This window comes from Pseudomonas tritici, assembly GCF_014268275.3.
Lineage (GTDB): Bacteria > Pseudomonadota > Gammaproteobacteria > Pseudomonadales > Pseudomonadaceae > Aquipseudomonas > Aquipseudomonas tritici.
The window spans coordinates 2,075,763-2,096,092 of the sequence record NZ_CP077084.1 but is presented as its reverse complement, the minus strand read 5'-3'; the positions used below and the strand labels follow the sequence as shown (position 1 = coordinate 2,096,092).

Below are 20,330 nucleotides of genomic sequence, written 5' to 3'. Positions count from 1 at the left end.
AAAACAGGGTAGCTCATGCCTCGCGCTCCAGGCCAGGCTGAGTCGGCAAGGGCAGGAACAAGGTGATGCAGGTGCCGCGCCCGTCAATGCCGTCGGCTACGCTGATATGCCCGCCGTGGGCACCGACCATGCCCTGGCAGATTGCCAGGCCCAAGCCTGTGCCCTGCCCGCCCCGATCACCGCGTGCGGCGGTATAGAACATGTCGAAAATCTTTGCGCGCTCGTCTTCGGGAATACCTGGGCCTTCATCGGCGACGGCAAAAAACAGCTGGTTATCCAGCACGCCTGCGCTCAGTTGCAAGCGCCCTTGAGACGGTGAAAAACGCGCGGCGTTTTCCAGCACATTGACCAGCGCTTGTTCGATCAGCGCAGCATGCACATACAACAATGGCAATTCAGGCGGCACGTCGGTACTCACCTGCAACGGCGCCAGCACCGCACGCAAACGGCCGAGGGCGCTGCCGACGATATCACCGGGCGACACCCAATCCCGCGCCAGTTTCAAAGCGCCGTGGCCGAGGCGCGTCATGTCGAGCAAGTTCTGGATATAGCGGTCGAGACGCTCGGCCTCATCGCGGGTGCCTTCAAGCAACTCGCGGCGATCTTCCAGCGGGATGGCCTCACCCAGCGCCAACAGGCTGTCGATGCTGCCGCGCATGGAGGTCAGCGGCGTGCGCAAATCGTGAGACACCGAGGCCAGCAAGGCGCTGCGCAGTTGCTCGGTCTCACCGTGCAACCGTGCGGACTCCAGCTCCTGGGCCAGTTGCGCCCGCGCCAGCGCCTGGGCCAATGGCTGGCTCAGGGCAGTCAGCAAGCGACGGCGTTGGCCGCTCAGCTCCTGGCCGGGTTTTGGACTGACGCCCAGCAAACCCAACGGGCCCTCTTCGCCCGACAACGGCCACCACCACCAACGCCCGAACGGCAAGGTGCCGGTGCCCATGCCCGCCGGCTGGTCATGCTGCCAGGCCCAATCAGCAGCGGCGCGCTCGGCTTCGCTAAGCGTCAGCGGGCCGCCGGTCTCAATCGCCCAACCGCCCTGGCCATCGCGGTTGACCAGGCACAGGTCCAGGTCACTCCAGCCTTCCAGGTGATGCGCCGCGGCGCTGATCACCGCTTGGCGATCGGTGGCTGCAGTCAGTTTGCGTGACAGGTCGAGCAGTTCGCTGGTTTCTTCCTGAGTGTCGCGCAACGCCTGCAACTGACGGCGTTGACGCGCGGCCAGGTTGCCAGTCAGCGCCGCCATTAACAGGAAGAACAACAGGGTCAGCACGTCCTCTTCGCGCTGGATGGCGAAGGAAAAATTCGGTGGGATAAACAGGAAGTCGTAGGTCATGAACGACAACGCCGCACACACCAGCGACGGCCCCAGGCTGCTGCGCACGGCCACCAGCAATACCGCCGCCAGGAACACCAGCGAGATATTCGGCAGCGGCAAGACACTGGACACCGCCCAAGCCAATACCGCAGCAACCACCGTCGCCACGACCGCAAGCGCATAGTCGAACCACACCAGCCCGCGCACGTCCGGCAAGCGTGACGGTGAGGGGATGTCATCGCTGTCGAGGACGTTGATTTCCAAGCCACGGGCATTACGCAGCAACCGCGCAGCGAGGCCGCCACCGAACAACCGACGCCGCCAACGCATCCGCGACTGCCCCACCAGCAGCAGGCTGGCGCGGCGTTCGGCCGCATGCTGGATCAGCGTCTTGGCCACCTCGCCGGCTCGCAGCAACACCACTTCACCGCCCAGGCGTTCGGCCAGTTGCTGGGCATTTTGCAGGCGTAATCGAAACTGCTCGTCCCGCGCGCGGCCGTTGTCGATGTGCACCAGGCTCCACGGCAAATGCCGGCGTTGGGCAACACGGCTGGCATGGCGCACCAGGCGTTCGGCCTGTGCATCGCCGTCCACACCGACCAACAAACGCCCACGCACTGCCGGCGCGGCCTGGCCAAGTTGGCGGTAGCCTTGGGCCAAATCATCGTCGACATGGGCGGCGGCGGTTTGCATCGCCAACTCGCGCAAGGCCATGAGGTTGGTCTGGGTGAAGAACGCATCGATGGCCGCGCGGGCTTGCTCCGGCACATAGACCTTGCCGTCGCGCAGGCGCTCCAGCAACTCGCGAGAGGGCAGATCGATCAGCAGCAGTTCGTCGGCCTCTTGCAGCACCCAGTCCGGCAGGGTTTCACGCACCTGCACGCCGGTGATGCCGCGCACCTGGTCGTTGAGGCTTTCCAGGTGCTGGACGTTGACCGTGGTAAACACGTTGATGCCAGCGGCGAGCAGTTCCTGGATGTCTTGCCAGCGCTTTTCATGGCGACTGCCGGGGGCGTTGCTGTGGGCCAGCTCGTCCACCAGCACCAGCTTGGGCTTGGCGGCGAGCAGGCCGTCGAGGTCCATTTCTTCAAGCATCACGCCGCGATAGTCGGTGCGCAGCAACGGTTGCTGCGGCAGGCCGCTGAGCAAGGCTTCGGTCTCGGCGCGACCATGGGTCTCGACCACGCCGGCGATCAACTTCACGCCCTGGCGCAATTGGGTGTGGGCGGCCTGGAGCATGGCGTAGGTCTTGCCCACGCCGGGCGCGGCGCCAAGGAAGACTTTGAGCCGGCCACGGCCGTTGCGGGGCAGATCGGCTAGCAGGGCATCGGCGCGGCCGGAGTCGCTCATGCTTGGGGGTTCCTTCAGGTATTCATATGGAGTCTTTTATGCCGCCATCGCGGGCAAGCCCGGCTCCCACAGGGGAATGCATTCCAAATGTGGGAGCGGCGGTGCGACGATTCGACTTGCCCGCGATAGCGGTATTCCTGCCTATAACTTTTCCAGAGCCATGTTCAGCGCCAGCACATTCACCACCGGCGGCCCAACCAACGGGCTTTCGATATGCTCATCGAGCAACCGCTGCAAGGTCGACACCGGCACACTCCGCGCCGCCGCCACCCGCGCCAGTTGATAGGCAATCGCCTCCGGTGGCAAGTGTGGATCAAGACCGCTGCCGGAGGTAGTCAGCGACGCCAAAGGCACCGGCCCTTGGCTGGGCACGAGCTGTTTATTTGCATCATCAAAGATGCGCGTCGCCAGCGCCGGGTTGCTTGGGCCAAGGTTGCTGGCGCTGCTGGAAACCGTCGCGAAAGCGCCGGCCGAGGGGCGCGGATGGAACCAGCTGTCACCGGTAAAGTCCTGGGCGATCAGGCTGGAGCCGCGCACTTTGCCGCTGGCGTCGCGCACCAGGCTGCCATTGGCCTGGTCCGGGAAAGCGACTTGGGCGACGCCGGTCACTACCAATGGGTAGGCGACGCCGGTGATCAGGGTCATGAGCACCAGCAGGCTCAGGGCCGGGCGGACAATGTTGGACATTTTGGATTCCTCAATTTGTGGGACGCTCTGCCGTGTTGCAATGGGGCTGCTTCGCAGCCCGACGCGGGGCAAGCCCGCTCACTACAAAGAGCAGGTTCGGTTACACCAGGTGCAACGCAGTCAGCAGCATGTCGATCGCCTTGATGCCCACGAACGGCACCAGCAGCCCGCCCAGCCCGTAGATCAGCAGGTTGCGCCGCAGCAATGCCGCCGCACTCGCCGCCTGCACGCGCACACCGCGCAGCGCCAGGGGAATCAGCACCACGATGATCAGTGCGTTGAACACGATGGCCGAGAGGATCGCGCTCTGCGGGCTCTGCAAGTGCATCACGTTGAGCACGCCGAGTTGCGGGTAGATCGAAGCGAACAGCGCCGGCAAAATCGCGAAGTACTTGGCCACGTCGTTGGCGATGGAAAAGGTGGTCAGCGCACCGCGCGTCACCAGCAATTCCTTGCCGATCTGCACCACGTCCAGCAGCTTGGTGGGGTCGCTGTCGAGGTCGACCATGTTGGCGGCTTCGCGAGCGGCCTGGGTGCCATCGTTCATCGCCATGCCAACGTCCGCCTGGGCCAGGGCCGGGGCGTCGTTGGCGCCGTCGCCGCACATCGCCACCAGGCGACCGTCGTTCTGCTCATGACGAATACGGGCGAGTTTTTTCTCCGGCGTGGCTTCCGCCAACACGTCGTCCACGCCCGCTTCGGCAGCAATCGCAGCGGCTGTCAGCGGGTTGTCGCCCGTCACCATCACGGTCCGAATGCCCAGTTTGCGCAACTCAGCGAAACGCTCGCGGATGCCGGGCTTGACCACGTCCTTCAGGTGAATCGCACCGAGCAACTTGCCATCGGCACACACCAGCAACGGGGTGCCGCCGCTCTGGGCGATTTTGTCGATTTCCCGCGACAATGCTGGTTGCAGGTCGCTGCGTTGCTGACCGATAAACGCCAGCAAAGAATCCACGGCACCTTTGCGGAACACACGGCCCTGATAATCGACACCGGACAAGCGGGTTTCAGCAGTGAACGGCACAGCCGTCAGTTCATCCGAAGTCGGCTCGGCTTGCGGGTGCAAGGCGCGCAGGTATTCGACGATGGACTTACCTTCCGCCGTGTCATCCGCCAGGGAGGCAAACAACGCACCCTCGGCCACTTCCTTGCCGCTGACGCCAGGCGCCGCGACCACCGCCGCACACCGACGGTTACCAAAGGTGATGGTGCCGGTCTTGTCGAGCAGCAACACATGCACGTCCCCCGCCGCTTCCACGGCGCGGCCGGACTTGGCGATGACATTGAGGCGCACCAGGCGGTCCATACCGGCGATACCGATGGCCGACAACAAACCGCCAATGGTCGTAGGAATCAGCGTCACCAGCAGTGCGACCAAGAACACCAACGGCAAGCTGCCATTGGCGAAGTGGGCGAACGGTTGCAGGGTTACCACCACCAACAGGAAGATCAGCGTCAGGCCAATCAGCAGGATATCCAGCGCGACTTCGTTGGGGGTTTTCTGGCGTTTGGCGCCTTCCACCAGGGCGATCATGCGGTCCAGGGTCGACTCACCGGGGTTGGCGGTGATGCGGATCAGCAACCAGTCCGACACCAGGCGGGTGTTGCCGGTGACGGCCGAGCGGTCGCCACCGGACTCGCGGATCACGGGGGCGGATTCGCCAGTGATCGCCGCTTCGTTAACCGCCGCGATGCCTTCGATGACTTCGCCGTCACCGGGGATCATTTCACCAGCGGTAACGCGCACCACATCACCTTTGCGCAGGCCGGTGGCCGGTACCACTTTGAAGCTGCCATCGGCCTCTTTGCGGCGTGCGCTCAGGCCTTCGCTGCCGGCCTTGAGGCTGTCGGCGCGGGCTTTGCCACGCCCTTCGGCCAAGGCTTCGGCGAAGTTGGCGAACAGCACGGTGAACCACAGCCACACGGCGATTTGCACGGCGACGTAGGTCGGCACCGTCGTGTCCGGCACAAAGCACAGCACGGTGGTGAGGATGGCGGTCAGCTCGACCACCAACATCACAGGCGAGCGTTGCAGTTGGCGCGGATCCAGCTTGACGAACGCCTGGACCAGCGCCGGGCGCCATAGGGCGGAGATGGCAGTTTTGGCGGGCTGCTGGGTTTGGACCGGGGCCGCGTTTTTTGCAGGCATATTCATTTTCATATCCCCTTCGCTCTTCATTTAGAGGCAGCCATGCTCAAGTGTTCAGCAATTGGGCCCAGTGCCAGCGTCGGCAGGAAGGTCAGGCCGCCCACCAGCAAAATGGTCACGGTCAACAGGGTCACGAACAGCGGGCCATGGGTCGGGAAGCTGTTCTGGCCAATCGGTGCGGCCTTCTTCATCGCCAGGCTGCCGGCCAGGGCCAGTACCGGAAGGATGTAGCCGAAGCGACCGATCAACATGCCCAGGCCGAGCATCAGGTTGTGGAACGGCGTGTTGGCACTGAAGCCGCCGAACGCCGAGCCGTTGTTGGCACTGGCCGAGGTGTAGGCGTAGAGCAACTGGCTGAAGCCGTGCGGACCTGGGTTGCTGATGGCACCGGCCGGGCCAGGCAGGCTCGCGGCAATGGCGCCGAGCACGAGTACGCCAACCGGCATGACCAGCAGGGTCACCACCAGCAATTGCACTTCCTTGGCCTGCAGCTTCTTGCCGAGGTATTCCGGGGTGCGGCCGATCATCAGGCCGGCGAGGAACACCGCGATCAACACGTTGAGCAACATGCCGTACATCCCGGCGCCGACGCCGCCGAAGATCACTTCGCCGACCATCATGTTGACCAGCGCCACCATGCCGCTGAGGGGACTGAGGCTGTCCTGCATGCCGTTGACCGAACCGTTGGACGCTGCGGTGGTGGTCACCGACCACAGCACCGTGCCAGTGGTGCCGAAGCGCGCTTCCTTACCTTCCAGCGGCGCGGTCTGCTCCACGGCCGGGTTGTTCAGGGTCGGGTTGGGCTGGTATTCGGACCACAAAGAGGTCGCGCCGCCGATCAGGAACAGCGCCAGCATGCAGCCGAGAATCGCACGGCTCTGACGCAGGTCTTTGACGTAGTGGCCGAAGGTGAACACCAGCGCCACCGGGATCAGGATGATCGATGCCACTTCGAACAGGTTGGCCCAGGCAGTCGGGTCTTCGAACGGGTGCGCCGAGTTGACACCAAAAAAGCCACCGCCGTTGGTGCCCAACTGCTTGATCGCAATCTGGCTGGCTGCCGGGCCCAGGGGGATCACTTGATCCACGCCTTGCATCGTCACGGCATCAACGTAGTGAGCGAAGGTTTGCGGAACGCCCTGCCACACCAGGAACAACGCCAGCACCAGGCACAACGGCAGCAGGCCGTAGAGGGTGGCGCGGGTCATGTCGACCCAGAAGTTGCCCAAAGTCTGCGCCGATTTGCGACCAATCCCACGGCAAAGCGCGACCAGGACTGCCAGGCCAGTGGCAGCACTGACGAAGTTCTGCACGGTGAGGCCGGCCATTTGGCTGAGGTAGCTTAAAGACGCCTCACCGCTGTAGGACTGCCAGTTGGTGTTGGTCATGAAACTGACCGCAGTGTTGAAGGCCAGCGTCCATTCCTGACCCGGCAATTTCTGCGGGTTCAGTGGGAGATAGTCCTGGAACACCAGGATCGCGAACAACAGCAAGAAACCCGCGAGGTTGAACGCGAGCAAGGCCAGCATGTATTTCTGCCAGCTTTGTTCCTGCTGCTCGTCCACGCCCGACAGGCGATAACAGGCTTTTTCCACAGGCCACAGAACCGGGCTCAGCCAGGTGCGCTGCCCTTCCATCACCTTGTAATAGAACCGCCCCAGGAACGGGGCCGGCACCAGCACCACGGCAAAAAAGGCAATGATCAGCCAATAGTCATAACTGTGCATGGCCAGCTCCTAGTTCCGATCCGCGCGTAACAGCGCAACCAGCAGATAAATGAACAGCGCCACGGCCAATAGCAGTGACACCCCGTCCAGAACGCTCATGGAAGTCTCTCCGTTTAGCGGCGAGTGCCGCGTGTGGGTCAATTGTCGGCAGGAGTGGTGTAAAGGAACGAGAGCGAGGGTATGGGCGGGGCGTAAAGACGGCGTAAAGAGTGGGTTTATGCGGGGTTTACAGGGGGATTTGCTGTGGATGGGAAGGCCTCATCGCGGGCAAGCCCGGCTCCCACGCTCGACCGCGTTTCAGCAGGAAATACGCGCTCCAATGTGGGAGCGGGCTTGCCCGCGAAGGCGTCAGCTCAGTCAACACAGCACTTATCTGGTGCAACGCAGGGCAAATTCAAACGCCAAACCGTTCCCGTGGCGACAGTTGCACGGCTTTACGACAATGATTCTCAGCCTGGCATGCACGCTGCAACACCTTGAATCATTCCAAACCGTTCAGGGAGCAGCACAATGAACACACAACTCAAACCCACCTTGGGCACCCTGCACTTGTGGGGTATCGCCGTCGGCCTGGTGATTTCCGGTGAATACTTCGGCTGGAGCTATGGCTGGGGCGTCGCCGGGACCTTGGGCTTTTTGGTGACCTCGTTGATGGTCGCCGCCATGTACACCTGCTTCATCTTCAGTTTCACCGAGCTGACTACCGCGATTCCTCACGCGGGTGGGCCGTTTGCCTACAGCCGTCGTGCCTTTGGTGAGAAAGGCGGTTTGATCGCGGGGCTCGCGACCTTGATCGAGTTCGTCTTCGCGCCGCCTGCGATCGCCTTGGCCATCGGCGCTTATCTGAACGTGCAATTCCCGGCACTGGACCCGAAACACGCGGCCGTCGGCGCGTACATCGTGTTCATGGGCCTGAACATCCTTGGTGTGAAACTCGCCGCCACCTTCGAATTGGTCGTGTGCGTACTCGCCGTCGCCGAGTTGCTGGTGTTTATGGGCGTCGTAGCGCCCGCCTTCAGCTTCAGCAACTTCGCCCTGAACGGCTGGGCCGGTTCCGACACCTTTGGCGCCCCGGCAATTGCCGGCATGTTTGCCGCGATTCCGTTTGCTATCTGGTTCTTCCTCGCCATCGAAGGCGCGGCCATGGCCGCCGAAGAAGCGAAAGATCCGAAGCGCACCATTCCAAAAGCCTACATCAGCGGCATCCTGACCCTGGTGATCCTGGCCATGGGTGTGATGTTCTTTGCCGGCGGCGTGGGCGACTGGCGCACCCTCTCCAATATCAACGACCCATTGCCACAAGCCATGAAAACCGTGGTTGGCGACAGCTCCGGCTGGTTGCACATGCTGGTGTGGATCGGCCTGTTTGGCCTGGTGGCGAGTTTCCACGGCATTATCCTGGGCTACTCGCGCCAATTCTTCGCCCTGGCCCGCGCCGGCTACCTGCCGTCCTTCCTCGCCAAACTGTCGCGTTTTCAGACACCACACCGGGCAATCATCGCCGGCGGCGTGGTGGGTATCGCCGCGATCTACAGCGACGGCCTGATCAACCTGGGCGGCATGACACTGACCGCAGCGATGATCACCATGGCCGTATTCGGCGCCATTGTGATGTACATCATGAGCATGCTCAGCCTGTTCAAACTGCGTAAGACCGAACCGTTGCTGGAGCGCACCTTCCGCGCACCGGGCTACCCCATCGTGCCGGGCATTGCGCTGGTGCTGGCGGTGGTGTGCCTGGTGGCCATGGCCTGGTTCAACACGCTGATCGGACTGATCTTCCTGGGCTTTATGGCCGTTGGGTTCGTTTACTTCCAGATGACCGCGCAAGACCGCGCGGATGCCCCTGCGGATGCGATGTTGACCGGACTCTGAGGTTAACAAGGCGGAACAGGCCTACACTGAACTCCTGAGAAAGCCTGTTACTCAAAGCAGTTATTCCCGTGGGAAAATTCTCCCACGGTGATCTGCCTCAAGGAGAGCCTTATGCCGTGGTATGCGTGGTTGATTATGGTGGTCGCGATCGGGTCGATCGTCGGTGGGCTGATGATGCTGCGAGACAGCGCCAACAAGGTGGAACTCACCGACGAACAACGTAAGCGCGTCGCCGACCGCAACGCCCAGGCGGATGCGAAGGACGCGCAGGATCGCTGACTTGGCTGCCCTGGCACAAACCTGTGGCGAGGGAGCTCGCTCCCGTTGGGCTGCGAAGCAGCCCCTCTAAAGCGTTACTCCCAATCCGCCTTGGCAATATGCAACCCGTGCTGCCCTTTATAAGCAGCACGCTCCGGCTGGCTCCAGCCGTTCAGCAATTCATCTTCCAACTTATAAATTTCAACCCCCAACGGACGGCATACCGTCAGAGGGTCCTGTGCATCCGGCCCCCACATCGGCAGCGATAAATCCCCGCCCGGGCACGTCGACAGCGCACACAGCAAATCAATCTCTGCAAAAAACTCCAGGTAATCGCCCTTCTGCGCCGGGCAAGCCTTCATGAAATACATGTCGTCATGATTCAGGCCCGTGCACTGGAAAATGTTCAGTACGTCATGCACGTCGAATTCCGTCAGACCGTGGGGTAACACCGCGCGAGTCAGGTTCGAATGGCAATGGTGATGGAAGTCCTCGCCGGTGAGTATCCGATTCACATACGGATCGCAACGCGTGCCGAGCAAATCATGCAAGCGCCCGCCGTGCTCATCGATCCCGTAGCCCGCCAGGCTGTCATCGGTGATCGTCACCAGAGGCCTTAGAAATGGCAGGTTCGACCACAACCGGTCATGAGTGCTCACATGCGCGCCCTGCAACTGACGCGTGCGCGCTGCCCACAGGCGTTCGCGAGGGTCGTTGGCGTTCCACACATTGAAGTCACCCACCTGTGGACCGACCGGCGTGGTCACACGAAACACATGCCCAGCCGGCACCTTCCACGCCCTGCCCGTGCGGATTGGCACCTCGAACTGCTCGATCAACGTACGTTGCTGTTTTTGGTCACGGATGCGCTCGTAAAACGCCGTGTCGACCTGCAGCGCCGAACCTTTGCTGACCTGATAAGCGGCCGGATAGTCTTTGTACATGATGCAGATCCTCGATCAGGGGTGGTGAAACAAGGCCAGGGAAAGGCGTTCCGAATCATCCAGGTACAGGCTCATCGCCTCCCCTGCCGCCGGTTTATCCTGCTGGATCAATAACGTGTAAATCTCACGATCACGCTCCAACCACGGCGACTGGAAGCGCTCTTCATCAGGCGCCGCGCAAAACACCAGACGCAGCTGCGCGATGACCTGGGCAAAAAACTCATCGAACAAAGGGCTGCGCATCAACCCAACGATTTGCTGGTGGAACACCAAGCTGTGGGTGGCGACCGCTCGCCAATCTTCGCGCTCACGGGCCAGGGTGGTGGCGTCGATTGCGTTTTGCATGCGCTCGGATTGATCCTCTGTCAGAGCGCCGCTCTGGGCGATGGCCTGCAACTCCAGGGTACGGCGGACTACAAACAAATCACGCACCTCCTCACGTTCCAGCCGCCGGACCATGACGCCCTTGTTGCGCACGTAGCGGGTCAGGCCTTCTTGGCCGAGACGGTGCAATGCTTCGCGGATGGTGTTACGTGAGGCGTTGTAGGCTTTCACCAGGTCCACCTCGACCAACGGTATCCCCGGCAAAAGCCGCCCGCCGATGATGTCAGCGCGAAGCTCCAGGGCAATCTGGTCGGCTAAAGACAAGCTGGATGTCATGACTGCCTCACGATTGTTGAACAATCTCATGCGTAGAGGTAACCACTTTTCATGCCAACGTCCAAGACAGAGGACATACATGTAAATCGATACACATGGTTAGAATGCCAACCTGTAACCGAGGCCTTCCTATGCGTTATTCATCCGACCACAAAGCCCAGACCCACCAACGCATCATCAAGGAAGCCTCCGTGCGTTTTCGCCGCGACGGTATCGGCGCCACGGGCCTGCAACCCCTGATGAAAGCGCTGAACCTGACCCACGGCGGCTTCTACGCACACTTCAAGTCCAAAGGCGAGCTGGTAGAAAAGGCCCTGCAGGCCGCAGCTGCCGAGCTGGATGTACGTTGCGAAATGCTGTTCAGTCAGGAGCGACCGCTAGAAGCGTTCATCGACAGCTACCTCTCGGAGCGGCACATGACCACTCCTGATCAGGGATGCCCGCTGCCAACGATGTCCTCCGAACTGGGACTGAAAGGCCAGCACAGTGCAACAACGGATGCAGTGCTCAACGCACGGATCAAACAGATCGAAACGGCTTTGGCGGCTGGGCAAGGTGATGCACGCAGCTTGGTGATAATGTCGACATTGGTGGGTGCTTTGGTGCTGGCCCGGAGCGTTGAGGACAAAGCACTGGCGATGCACATATTGGAAGTGGTGCGAGAAAACTTGAAAACCCAGGTTTCAGAGGATGAAAAAGCCGGTCAATGACCGGCCTCCCCTTATTGGCTTAGTTGATTACAAGCCTCTCGCGATTCTTCTCCAGCAACGCCTTGCCGATGCCCTTCACCTCCAACAACTCATCCACCGCCGTGAACGGGCCGTTGCTTTCACGGTAGGCGATGATTGCTTTGGCTTTGGAGGCACCTATACCGAAGAGGTCACGGCGCAGGGTCTCGGCGTCGGCGGCGTTGAGGTTGACCTTGGCGGATTGGTCGGTTTTGGGCATCTGGGCGGTGATGGGGGTTGGGGCTTCCGGTTTGATGGAGGGGGCTGCGGTGGTAGTTACGGAGAGGGTGGTGAGGAAGGCGAAGATTAGGGAGGTGAGGAAGGTATTTTGCATTGGTGACGCTCCATGACATCGGTAAGAGAAAGCAGCTTTCCGAAGCTGCATTTCCACGTTAGATGAAACTTCAACCAAGTCAAAAAAACTCATGTTACAGAGCATTAACTTGCTCGGCGATACCATCCCGAATTCGCGTTCAATCAAGCTAGACACTTCGTTTAATTTGTCCGGCTATATGACTACAACATTCAAACAGCTCACCCATTTCAGAATGTATCAGAGCAGACCCGATTGACTGCACTTCCGGAACCCAACCAGTTGATAGCGAAGGGCCAGTTAACGCGCACCTTTGATACGTTTAACAATGCGCCAGACGGTACATCTATCTAGCGTTGCAGTCCTGCTACTCCGATCTCGTACCCATGCACTGTGCCAGCCATCGTACTCGCAGCCACTCACTCATGTGTCGCGCTCAGTGACCCCATCCAGCAACCCAGCAGAATGAAAACCCGGGGCTATCGATATAGGGTTAGCTTGGTAACGCTCTCGATAAAGCCAGGCCAAGGACCTGACCTAGGTATACAGGCAGGAGCGGAGCGCTGAGCTGCGCCAGCTGCGATTGAACCGCTCACTGAGAGATAGCGGCATCTGGTATATTGCTCGGCTTAAACGCAAGCAGATCCAACGTGGCGCCGCAAATTTCGAACGCCAGGGGTGACTTCGCGATTGATTGACCCTCAGCCATACGCGCCCCTGTACAATCGTCGAAACGTTTTCAAGAACGATGTCGTCCTTTACATGCATACCCTCGATGACGGGTATCGAGTACGGAAGCCATTCATGGAATGGTATCACCCACATGAGGCTTGCGGCGACTGGCTGTCACGAGGGCCCGATTTGTAGAGGGCGAGCGTCGCCGAGTCCTCGCCCAATCGGACATATGACGAAACTTTTCGTGTACCTCGAGACAGCTTCGCGTAATCTTGAAATTTTCAAGACCTGCTTGAAAAAACGGTTAAATGCTTGAAAACGCAACTATATTTATTTTTAGTTAAATTTATCGCAGATGGTGGGATGAGGAAGATGAGCTTAATCAAGTGGATTGACTTTCCTAGTTTGGGTGACGAGAGGGGGGGGCTGGTAGCGCTCGAAATCGGCATGGAAAAGGCAATTCCGTTTGATATCAAGCGTGTCTACTATATTTATCGGACGGCTGAAGATGTTAGCCGGGGATTTCATGCGCACCGCAACTTAAAGCAAGTTGCTATTTGCGTTATGGGGAAACTCAGAATGGTCCTTGATAATGGGCTAGACCGCGAAGAATGCTGGATGGAAAACCCTACCAAGGGAATATTGATTGAGAGCATGGTATGGCGAGAAATGCACGACTTTAGCGACGACTGCATTTTGTTAGTACTGGCCAGCGAGCATTATGATGAGTCGGACTATATTCGCAATTATGAAGATTTCGTAGAGGCGGCGAAAAATGCCTAAGATTCACCCGCTGGCAGACGTTAAAAGCGAAAAAATTGGGGCCGCCACACGAATTTGGCAGTTCAGCATTGTTTTTGAAGGTGCCACCATCGGAAGTAACTGTAATGTCTGCGCACATACTTTAATCGAAAGTGACGTTATCATTGGTAATAATGTAACCATAAAGTCAGGTGTGTTCTTATGGGATGGAACCCGCATTGAGGATGACGTTTTTTTAGGCCCCAATGCTACGCTCACAAATGACCCCATGCCCAGATCAAAGATTTACCCAGAAACGTTCAAGGGCATAACAATTATGAAGGGGGCCAGCATTGGCGCCAATGCCACTCTGCTGCCGGGTGTAACTGTCGGTTCCTATGCGATGGTTGGTGCGGGTGCCGTTGTAACAAAGAACGTTCCAGACCGCGCCGTAGTTATCGGCAACCCCGCGAAAATCATCAGGTATGTCGATAAATGATCAGCTTTCTCGATTTGAAAAAAATCAATGCGGTGATGCGCGAAGAATTAATTGAGTCTTGCACTCGAGTTATTGATTCAGGCTGGTTTATCGGCGGCAGTGAGTTATCTAACTTTGAAGCACAATTTGCGACCTATACGCAAAGCCGCCACTGCATCGGCGTGGCGAATGGCCTAGATGCGCTGAACCTGACACTGCGCGCATGGAAGGAGTTAGGCAAGCTTAAGGAGGGAGATGAAGTTATCGTCCCCGCCAATACCTATATCGCAAGCATTCTGGCCATTACGGAAAATCGGCTGACACCCGTCTTAGTAGAGCCGACGGTAACGACGTACAACTTGAACCCCCAGCTTGTCGAGGCCGCTATTACACCCAGGACCCGGGTCATTATGCCGGTGCACCTGTATGGCCAACTGTGCGATATGCCAGCGTTAACGTCTCTCGCGAAAAGATACAACCTCCTTGTATTGGAGGACTCCGCTCAAGCACACGGCGCCCGTGATAATGGTCGCTGCGCGGGTAGCTGGGGCGATGCATCCGGATTCAGCTTTTACCCCGGGAAAAATCTAGGGGCGTTGGGCGATGCGGGGGCGATCACCACAGACGATGACGAACTGGCCGACACCGTGAGAGCACTACGAAATTACGGCTCACACGAGAAATACAAGAACCTCTATCAAGGCGTGAACAGCCGCCTCGACGAAATTCAAGCGGCCATGCTGAGTGTCAAACTCAAGTATCTGGATGAGCAGACGAAAGGTCGACGAGATGTCGCCCAGAAATACATGGAGGGCATCCGCAACCCCGGCATAACGCTGCCAGTAGCAGCGGGAACACCCGTGCAATCCCTTGAAAATCATGTTTGGCACGTATTTGTTATTCGATGCGAACGACGCGATGAATTGCAGCAGTATTTGCTCGCTCAAGGGATTCAAACGATCATTCACTACCCTGTTCCAGCACACCAACAACGGGCCTACAAGCAGTGGAGCTCTCGTAGTTACCCCCTGACCGAGGCGATACACAAGCAAGTGCTGAGTCTGCCGATAAGCCCTGTCATGACACCGTCAGAAGTTGAATTTGTCATCACAGCTGTCAATAATTTTGAGTGTGAAGTGTGAACTGATGATTGCATCGTTAATTCGACTCTGGAGGAGTCTTACACTAAAAAGGAAGGTACAGCTATCTATCATCCTTGTTCTTATGATCATCGCTTCGTTTGCCGAAGTGTTGAGCATTGGCGCGATAGTTCCCTTTCTAGCGGTGCTGATCAATCCAGAAAAAATAATGGATCAGCCGTTGGCGAGCAGTATGTTCTCAGCACTTGGTATCAATGCCGCTGACGGACTGCTTCTGCCGCTTACTGTGATCTTCGCACTTGCAGCTATTCTGTCAGGGGTTAGTCGTTTTGTCTTGATGTGGGCACAGAACCGCTTCAGCTCCGCGGTAGGCAGCGACTTGGCGGGCGGCATATATAAGTCAGTCATCCATCAGCCCTACAGCATGCACCTGTCACGAAATAGCAGTGAGGTCACTACCGCGATCTTCAACAAAGTTGATACTGTTGTCCGTGAATTTCTCATCCCCACGCTGACGATTGCCAGCTCGGCGTTTATGATGCTGGCGATACTTATCATCGTATTGGCGATTGAGCCGATTGTGGCGCTCCTTGCATTTGCCAGCTTTGGCAGTGTTTACATATTAGTCATTTTCGCGACAAAAAAACAACTTGGCAAAGACAGCCTTGAGGTGAGTTCAAGCTCGGACAAACTTTTAAAGTTATTGAATGAAAGCCTTGAAGGTATTCGTGACGTTATCATCGACTCTTCTCAGCTTAATTATCGGAAAGACTTCGACACTACCGATTCAACGTTGCGCAGAGCCAAAGCCAACATACAAATTATCGCGAATGCACCACGCTATACGATCGAATCGTTTGGCATGTTGATGGTCGCAGTCTTTGCCTACTGGCTCGCACAGCAACCAGGAGGATTATTAGCTTCTATACCTATGCTGGGAGCACTGGCACTGGCGGCGCAACGCCTATTACCAGTATTGCAACAGTCCTATGCCGCCTGGGCCTGCATTAGAGGCGCGCATGATTCTTTGCTGGATGTACTCGACCTGCTTCCAGAGACAGACGTTCAGCTCGACACAGAAACTCCCCGGACCCATCAACCGTTCAATCATTCGCTATCGCTTAACGCTGTATCTTTTCGCTATGGTGAAGATGGTCCGTGGGTTCTCAAGGACATCAATCTGAAAATCCCTAAGGGTGGCCGTGTCGGGTTAGTTGGAGCAACTGGGAGTGGCAAAAGTACGCTGCTCGACATGTTGATGGGCTTGCTGCCACCGACCGAAGGTACTTTCCTGGTAGACGACCAGCAAATCACAACAGCCAATTGCCGCAACTGGCAGTCCAATATTGCACATGTCCCTCAGCTGATATTTCTATCCGACGCCTCTGTCGCCGAAAACATTGCCTTTGGGATACCTTATCAAGATATTGACTTTGAACGCGTTCGTCGGGCGGCGGAAAAAGCTCAAATGGCAGAAGTTATCGAGTCATGGACGAATAGCTATGATACGCCCGTGGGAGAAAGAGGCGTTTTTCTGTCCGGTGGACAGCGTCAGCGCATCGCGATTGCCCGAGCCTTTTACAAAGAAGCAAAAGTCATTGTCCTAGACGAGGCAACCAGTGCGCTCGACAGCAAAACCGAGCTCGAGGTGATGCGAGCCGTAGAGGGGCTGGGAGAGGACATAACACTGATAGTGATAGCTCATCGACTCAACACCCTCAAGGGATGTGACACGGTTGTAGAAATAGAGAATGGCATGATCGTGAAGAGCGGATCCTACCAGTCCCTATGCGGCGCCACATAAAAACAGTCTGAATGAGTATCGGCTCCTTAATAGTAGGCTTTGGACGTTATGATTCAAAACGCTCACCCCATCAGTAATAAAGATTGCACAGTCATTATAAATTCTTGTGACAACTATGAAGATGTATGGCTGCCTTTTTTTAGTGCTTTCAAGGAAATGTGGCCGGATTGCGACTGCAGAATCGTCTTGAATACGGAGCATAAGAGCTTCAGCTTTGAAGGTCTGCACATAGACACTTTAAACTTAAGCGCTGCAGACGGTAAAAAGCCATGGGGGTGGCGGTTGCGTAAAGCGTTATCCATGGTGGACACGCCGTTCGTAATCGCTCTATTTGACGACTTCATCTTAGAAGCACCTGTCAATAAGGAAAAATTAGCCAGGTGCATTCAAGATATGAAAAATAACGCTGAAATTAGCGTGTTTTATTTTAATAATATTCCAGGGGTCAATTCGCCCGCCCCCAAACACGATGCATTTGAATTAATCGGCAGCAGAAACGACTATCGTTTGAATTCCGCACCTGCGTTATGGAGGACCCAAAGACTCTTGAACTTTACAGGCGAACTTGACTCGCCATGGGCTTGGGAGTTTTTTGGCAGCGCCCGGACCTACAGTGGCAACGATCAATTTTATTGCGCGCAGATAGATAAGGAAGATACGTTTATCTACAACTATAAAATGGGGGGTGCGATACGCAGGGGCAAGTGGGTTTCAAGTGTGATATTGCCCGCCGTAAAAAAATATAATCTTGCTATAGATTTAGAGCAGAGGGGAATTGCCAGCGAGTCATTATCAGATGGCAAATACAGTCTGAAGTGGAAAATTGATTTCTTCTTGTTAGGCTTCAAGATGATTAGATTCGGTGCCTTCATTTTTCTCTATAGAGTCTTAATCAAAAAGCTATCGAAACGTTTTCAAAGGTACACAGCATGATCAAGGACAACTTTACGTTTGCGATTCTGACGTTCAATCACGAATCGTATATAATTGAACACCTTGAAAGCATAAGGTATTTGATCGAAAATTTCGGTTCTGCGTACAACGTCAACCTGATCATCGCGGATGACGGCTCTCGAGACCGAACCATTGAACTGGCCAAACACTGGCTATTGACGCACGAAGCCTTATTTTCCTATGTCATCGTTCTGGCCGACGGCTCGAATCGCGGCACCTGCTTTAACTACACCCGCCTATGGCCGCTGATTAAGAGTGATTTGTTCAAAATAACTGCCGGTGACGACGTTTATTCTTGCGTAAATATTTTCAATCAAATTGAACGCTTAGGGCATAACGATTTTTTCTCAGGCCTACCCTTACTATTAATTGACGGAAGGATTGGCGAGTCACGTTCTACTATTTTCCATATTTTGGCGACGGACGTTATCTATAAAGGGAAAAAATTTATAGAGCGCCTAAAAGGAATCAGTAGTATCAATACGCCAAATTTATTTTGTAATAGAAAATTTTTAGACGACAAAGACCTGTGCAGCTTTATAAACACCTTTAGTGTTACTGAGGATTTTCCGATGATCGTGAAAATCGCGAACTCTTACGAAAACATTACTTTTGTCCAAGCCAAGGAAGTATATGTTTACTACAGGCGAACCCCAGGCTCCACTTATCTTATTCGGGGCTCTGACTTCGATGTGGATAAATTGCAAGTCTTTGACTACATGCTCTCTAATGAGAAAAACTGGCTGGACAAACTCATTCTGAAAAATAGAATTTATTGCTACAAACTTAACAATACCCTTTTGAAAAAATTGCTGAATATCGGATATCATTTATACCTGTTTAACGTGGTAGTGAATTTATTCCCAATTATCAAAGCGTGTTCACAATCACCTTCAAATTCACACGTACACCAAGCACACTACGACCTCATTGCTAAACGAGCACGCACCTTTCTGCAAAACGCACAGAGCGCAGCAACACATAATTAACAACCCACAGTAAGCAAAATAATTGTAGAAGCACATTGTTATTGCACTACCAGTGCCAAGCGACACTATCTTTAAGGAGTTGAAGAATGAGTACCACAAAGACCTATGCACCACTACTATTGGTCGAGGCCTATTTATTACTTGGCTTGTGGTTATTCTTTTTTGGCCCCATTTACTGGCCATTAGAAAACAAAGGTGAATTCCTCGCCTTTATTTCCCTATACCATGCCTTCTTCATTGCAGGGTATATTCTGCAAAGTTCATTTTTTGTCAAAAACAAAACAGTCGAACCCGCCCTGAAGCCGGTGCCGACAGACGACAATATATTTGTCAGATATTTCTGGATCATACTGCTCTTGGCATTCGCTGCGGATGTGGTGGTGCATAGGAACACTACGCTTTCAAACTCATATATTCCTGATGATTTTTTTTCTGGTCTGTACAGAGGACTGGTAATACCTTGGGAAGCGAGGGCCTACTACGCATCAGAAGCCTCCATGGTGGGCTTTGTAAAAAACCCCTATATAACGGCGATAACTTTATTTGCTGGCCCGTTTAAATACATACTGTTGCCAGGCCTTGTATTTTATTGGCACGCGCTTAGCAATACCCGTAAAGTCGCTGGCATATTTGTCCTTACGATCCCGTTACTGACAGGGATCATTGCCAGTTTAAGCGTGATAAATTTTTCTTACGTATTTATAATTTCGACCTGCTTAGGCGTACTAGTTGCCTCAAATAAATCAAAGGGTGTCATTTCCACACTCAAACAGCGAAAGTTTTTTCTAGCATTCCTTGCATTTATGTTCCTATTTTCTTTCTGGCAGTTCTACAGCGTTAAGTCTGCACACTCGCCCTATCAAGTGATGGTCGAGAACAGCAAACCTCAGTCCTTTGATTACTTAAAACAAAAGGGAATCACCTTTAAAAGTGAAGATCCAGGCGCTGAAAGATCTAACGTTGTGGACTTTTACGAAAAACTAACCAGCTATATGCTTCAAGGCTACTACGGAATGTCGATTTCGCTTGACGAAGACTTTCAATCTTCGTTTGGCATTGGACACTCTGTCTTTTTGCAAAAATCCTTCGCTCAATACTTGGGCATTGACGTTAGAGACAGAACCTTCCCACATAAAATCACTGAACAGTGGGACGAATTTGTTTTTTGGCACTCTTTCTATACATACATAGCCAATGACGTTGGCTTCTGGGGAGTCACAATCGTCATGCTGATACTGGGCGCTTACTTTTCAAACGTTTATCTTTCAGCCACGCTACAAGATAATTTTTATGCCAAAATGCTGCTCCCCTTATTTGGCATTCTCTTTTTGTATATCCCGGCAAACAACCAAGTCTTTGGCTTTCTCGAAACAATGACTTCTTTTTGGATTTTGACGTTGCTTTTTATCCTGTCCAAAAAAAATGTCCGCTCCAATCGGTCTACTGAAGTGAAAAGCACTTAGGAAGGTGTATGTCTATCAACGCGTGGTGAGCACCACGCGTTGTGTGCCTTTTCATCTGATGAGGTATTGACTTTGACCGATCCGAATAGGAGCTCGGAGTGAGCAGAGCTTCCAAGG

Annotated in this window: 18 protein-coding genes; 10 read left to right on the top strand and 8 right to left on the bottom strand. The window is 55.4% G+C overall.

Going from position 1 to position 20,330, the window contains the following annotated elements:
- Positions 1-13: 13 nt before the first annotated feature.
- The 5 genes from HU722_RS09340 to kdpF form a co-directional block, all read right to left on the bottom strand.
- Positions 14-2,665: a DUF4118 domain-containing protein gene (locus HU722_RS09340; protein ID WP_186752990.1), complete on the bottom strand. Its 2,652-nt coding sequence runs from the start codon at positions 2,663-2,665 to the stop codon at positions 14-16.
- A gap of 141 nt (positions 2,666-2,806) precedes the next feature.
- Positions 2,807-3,352 (bottom strand): potassium-transporting ATPase subunit KdpC, encoded by a 546-nt coding sequence (gene kdpC / locus HU722_RS09335; RefSeq protein WP_065874981.1) that lies wholly within the window; start codon positions 3,350-3,352, stop codon positions 2,807-2,809.
- Positions 3,353-3,452: 100 nt separating this feature from the next.
- Entirely contained in the window at positions 3,453-5,510 is a 2,058-nt protein-coding gene (gene kdpB / locus HU722_RS09330; RefSeq protein WP_186752991.1) for a potassium-transporting ATPase subunit KdpB, read from the bottom strand.
- Positions 5,511-5,530: 20 nt separating this feature from the next.
- On the bottom strand, positions 5,531-7,231 hold the full coding sequence (gene kdpA, locus HU722_RS09325; protein WP_186752992.1) for a potassium-transporting ATPase subunit KdpA: 1,701 nt from the start codon (positions 7,229-7,231) through the stop codon (positions 5,531-5,533).
- 9 nt (positions 7,232-7,240) lie between these two features.
- The gene (kdpF, locus tag HU722_RS09320; protein ID WP_003218754.1) at positions 7,241-7,330 is read right to left on the bottom strand and encodes a K(+)-transporting ATPase subunit F; all 90 of its coding nucleotides are present in this window, start codon (positions 7,328-7,330) and stop codon (positions 7,241-7,243) included.
- 411 nt (positions 7,331-7,741) lie between these two features.
- Between kdpF and eat the strand changes: the two genes are divergently transcribed.
- Together eat and HU722_RS09310 are read left to right on the top strand one after the other, a co-directional pair.
- Complete coding sequence (gene eat, locus HU722_RS09315; protein WP_049709334.1) at positions 7,742-9,106, top strand: ethanolamine permease; 1,365 nt, start codon at positions 7,742-7,744, stop codon at positions 9,104-9,106.
- 111 nt (positions 9,107-9,217) lie between these two features.
- Complete coding sequence (locus HU722_RS09310; protein WP_065874977.1) at positions 9,218-9,385, top strand: DUF2897 family protein; 168 nt, start codon at positions 9,218-9,220, stop codon at positions 9,383-9,385.
- A gap of 74 nt (positions 9,386-9,459) precedes the next feature.
- Here HU722_RS09310 and HU722_RS09305 read toward each other — a convergent pair whose 3' ends face one another.
- Together HU722_RS09305 and HU722_RS09300 are read right to left on the bottom strand one after the other, a co-directional pair.
- Complete coding sequence (locus HU722_RS09305) at positions 9,460-10,308, bottom strand: urea carboxylase-associated family protein (RefSeq protein ID WP_186752993.1); 849 nt, start codon at positions 10,306-10,308, stop codon at positions 9,460-9,462.
- A 15-nt stretch (positions 10,309-10,323) separates the two neighbouring features.
- Positions 10,324-10,968, bottom strand: a complete 645-nt coding sequence (locus HU722_RS09300; RefSeq protein WP_186752994.1) for a GntR family transcriptional regulator — start codon at positions 10,966-10,968, stop codon at positions 10,324-10,326.
- A gap of 131 nt (positions 10,969-11,099) precedes the next feature.
- Between HU722_RS09300 and HU722_RS09295 the strand changes: the two genes are divergently transcribed.
- The gene (locus tag HU722_RS09295) at positions 11,100-11,678 is read left to right on the top strand and encodes a TetR/AcrR family transcriptional regulator (protein WP_065874975.1); all 579 of its coding nucleotides are present in this window, start codon (positions 11,100-11,102) and stop codon (positions 11,676-11,678) included.
- Positions 11,679-11,697: 19 nt separating this feature from the next.
- Here HU722_RS09295 and HU722_RS09290 read toward each other — a convergent pair whose 3' ends face one another.
- A complete protein-coding gene (locus HU722_RS09290; RefSeq protein ID WP_065874974.1) occupies positions 11,698-12,030 on the bottom strand; it encodes a ComEA family DNA-binding protein in 333 nt (110 codons plus the stop codon).
- A gap of 1,026 nt (positions 12,031-13,056) precedes the next feature.
- Here HU722_RS09290 and HU722_RS28985 point away from each other — a divergent pair.
- The 7 genes from HU722_RS28985 to HU722_RS09260 all read left to right on the top strand — a co-directional run bounded on the left by HU722_RS28985 (position 13,057) and on the right by HU722_RS09260 (position 20,213).
- Positions 13,057-13,467 carry a sugar 3,4-ketoisomerase gene (locus tag HU722_RS28985; RefSeq protein ID WP_065874993.1) on the top strand — a complete coding sequence of 137 codons (411 nt, stop codon included), beginning with the start codon at positions 13,057-13,059 and terminating at the stop codon, positions 13,465-13,467.
- Positions 13,460-13,924, top strand: a complete 465-nt coding sequence (locus HU722_RS28980; RefSeq protein ID WP_065874972.1) for an acyltransferase — start codon at positions 13,460-13,462, stop codon at positions 13,922-13,924. The genes HU722_RS28985 and HU722_RS28980 overlap by 8 nt, the downstream gene beginning before the upstream one ends.
- Positions 13,921-15,045 (top strand): DegT/DnrJ/EryC1/StrS family aminotransferase, encoded by a 1,125-nt coding sequence (locus tag HU722_RS09280; RefSeq protein ID WP_065874966.1) that lies wholly within the window; start codon positions 13,921-13,923, stop codon positions 15,043-15,045. The genes HU722_RS28980 and HU722_RS09280 overlap by 4 nt, the downstream gene beginning before the upstream one ends.
- A gap of 4 nt (positions 15,046-15,049) precedes the next feature.
- Positions 15,050-16,807 (top strand): ABC transporter ATP-binding protein, encoded by a 1,758-nt coding sequence (locus HU722_RS09275; protein ID WP_186752995.1) that lies wholly within the window; start codon positions 15,050-15,052, stop codon positions 16,805-16,807.
- Between the two features lie 48 nt (positions 16,808-16,855).
- A complete protein-coding gene (locus tag HU722_RS09270) occupies positions 16,856-17,740 on the top strand; it encodes a hypothetical protein (protein WP_065874962.1) in 885 nt (294 codons plus the stop codon).
- Entirely contained in the window at positions 17,737-18,750 is a 1,014-nt protein-coding gene (locus HU722_RS09265; RefSeq protein ID WP_065874960.1) for a glycosyltransferase family A protein, read from the top strand. Before HU722_RS09270 ends, HU722_RS09265 begins: the two co-directional genes overlap by 4 nt.
- Positions 18,751-18,836: 86 nt before the next feature.
- On the top strand, positions 18,837-20,213 hold the full coding sequence (locus tag HU722_RS09260) for a hypothetical protein (RefSeq protein ID WP_065874958.1): 1,377 nt from the start codon (positions 18,837-18,839) through the stop codon (positions 20,211-20,213).
- The last annotated feature ends 117 nt before the right edge of the window (positions 20,214-20,330 follow it).

What these genes read in the sequence shown, in the direction of transcription:
- HU722_RS09295 (WP_065874975.1), top strand. Translation starts at nt 11,100, where the DNA reads ATGCGTTATTCATCCGACCACAAAGCCCAGACCCACCAACGCATCATC.
- kdpB (WP_186752991.1), bottom strand. Translation starts at nt 5,510, where the DNA reads ATGAATATGCCTGCAAAAAACGCGGCCCCGGTCCAAACCCAGCAGCCC.
- HU722_RS09260 (WP_065874958.1), top strand. Translation starts at nt 18,837, where the DNA reads ATGAGTACCACAAAGACCTATGCACCACTACTATTGGTCGAGGCCTAT.
- HU722_RS09300 (WP_186752994.1), bottom strand. Translation starts at nt 10,968, where the DNA reads ATGACATCCAGCTTGTCTTTAGCCGACCAGATTGCCCTGGAGCTTCGC.
- HU722_RS09265 (WP_065874960.1), top strand. Translation starts at nt 17,737, where the DNA reads ATGATCAAGGACAACTTTACGTTTGCGATTCTGACGTTCAATCACGAA.
- kdpF (WP_003218754.1), bottom strand. Translation starts at nt 7,330, where the DNA reads ATGAGCGTTCTGGACGGGGTGTCACTGCTATTGGCCGTGGCGCTGTTC.
- HU722_RS09275 (WP_186752995.1), top strand. Translation starts at nt 15,050, where the DNA reads ATGATTGCATCGTTAATTCGACTCTGGAGGAGTCTTACACTAAAAAGG.
- HU722_RS09340 (WP_186752990.1), bottom strand. Translation starts at nt 2,665, where the DNA reads ATGAGCGACTCCGGCCGCGCCGATGCCCTGCTAGCCGATCTGCCCCGC.
- eat (WP_049709334.1), top strand. Translation starts at nt 7,742, where the DNA reads ATGAACACACAACTCAAACCCACCTTGGGCACCCTGCACTTGTGGGGT.
- HU722_RS09280 (WP_065874966.1), top strand. Translation starts at nt 13,921, where the DNA reads ATGATCAGCTTTCTCGATTTGAAAAAAATCAATGCGGTGATGCGCGAA.
- HU722_RS09310 (WP_065874977.1), top strand. Translation starts at nt 9,218, where the DNA reads ATGCCGTGGTATGCGTGGTTGATTATGGTGGTCGCGATCGGGTCGATC.
- kdpA (WP_186752992.1), bottom strand. Translation starts at nt 7,231, where the DNA reads ATGCACAGTTATGACTATTGGCTGATCATTGCCTTTTTTGCCGTGGTG.
- HU722_RS09290 (WP_065874974.1), bottom strand. Translation starts at nt 12,030, where the DNA reads ATGCAAAATACCTTCCTCACCTCCCTAATCTTCGCCTTCCTCACCACC.
- kdpC (WP_065874981.1), bottom strand. Translation starts at nt 3,352, where the DNA reads ATGTCCAACATTGTCCGCCCGGCCCTGAGCCTGCTGGTGCTCATGACC.
- HU722_RS09305 (WP_186752993.1), bottom strand. Translation starts at nt 10,308, where the DNA reads ATGTACAAAGACTATCCGGCCGCTTATCAGGTCAGCAAAGGTTCGGCG.
- HU722_RS28980 (WP_065874972.1), top strand. Translation starts at nt 13,460, where the DNA reads ATGCCTAAGATTCACCCGCTGGCAGACGTTAAAAGCGAAAAAATTGGG.
- HU722_RS09270 (WP_065874962.1), top strand. Translation starts at nt 16,856, where the DNA reads ATGATTCAAAACGCTCACCCCATCAGTAATAAAGATTGCACAGTCATT.
- HU722_RS28985 (WP_065874993.1), top strand. Translation starts at nt 13,057, where the DNA reads ATGAGCTTAATCAAGTGGATTGACTTTCCTAGTTTGGGTGACGAGAGG.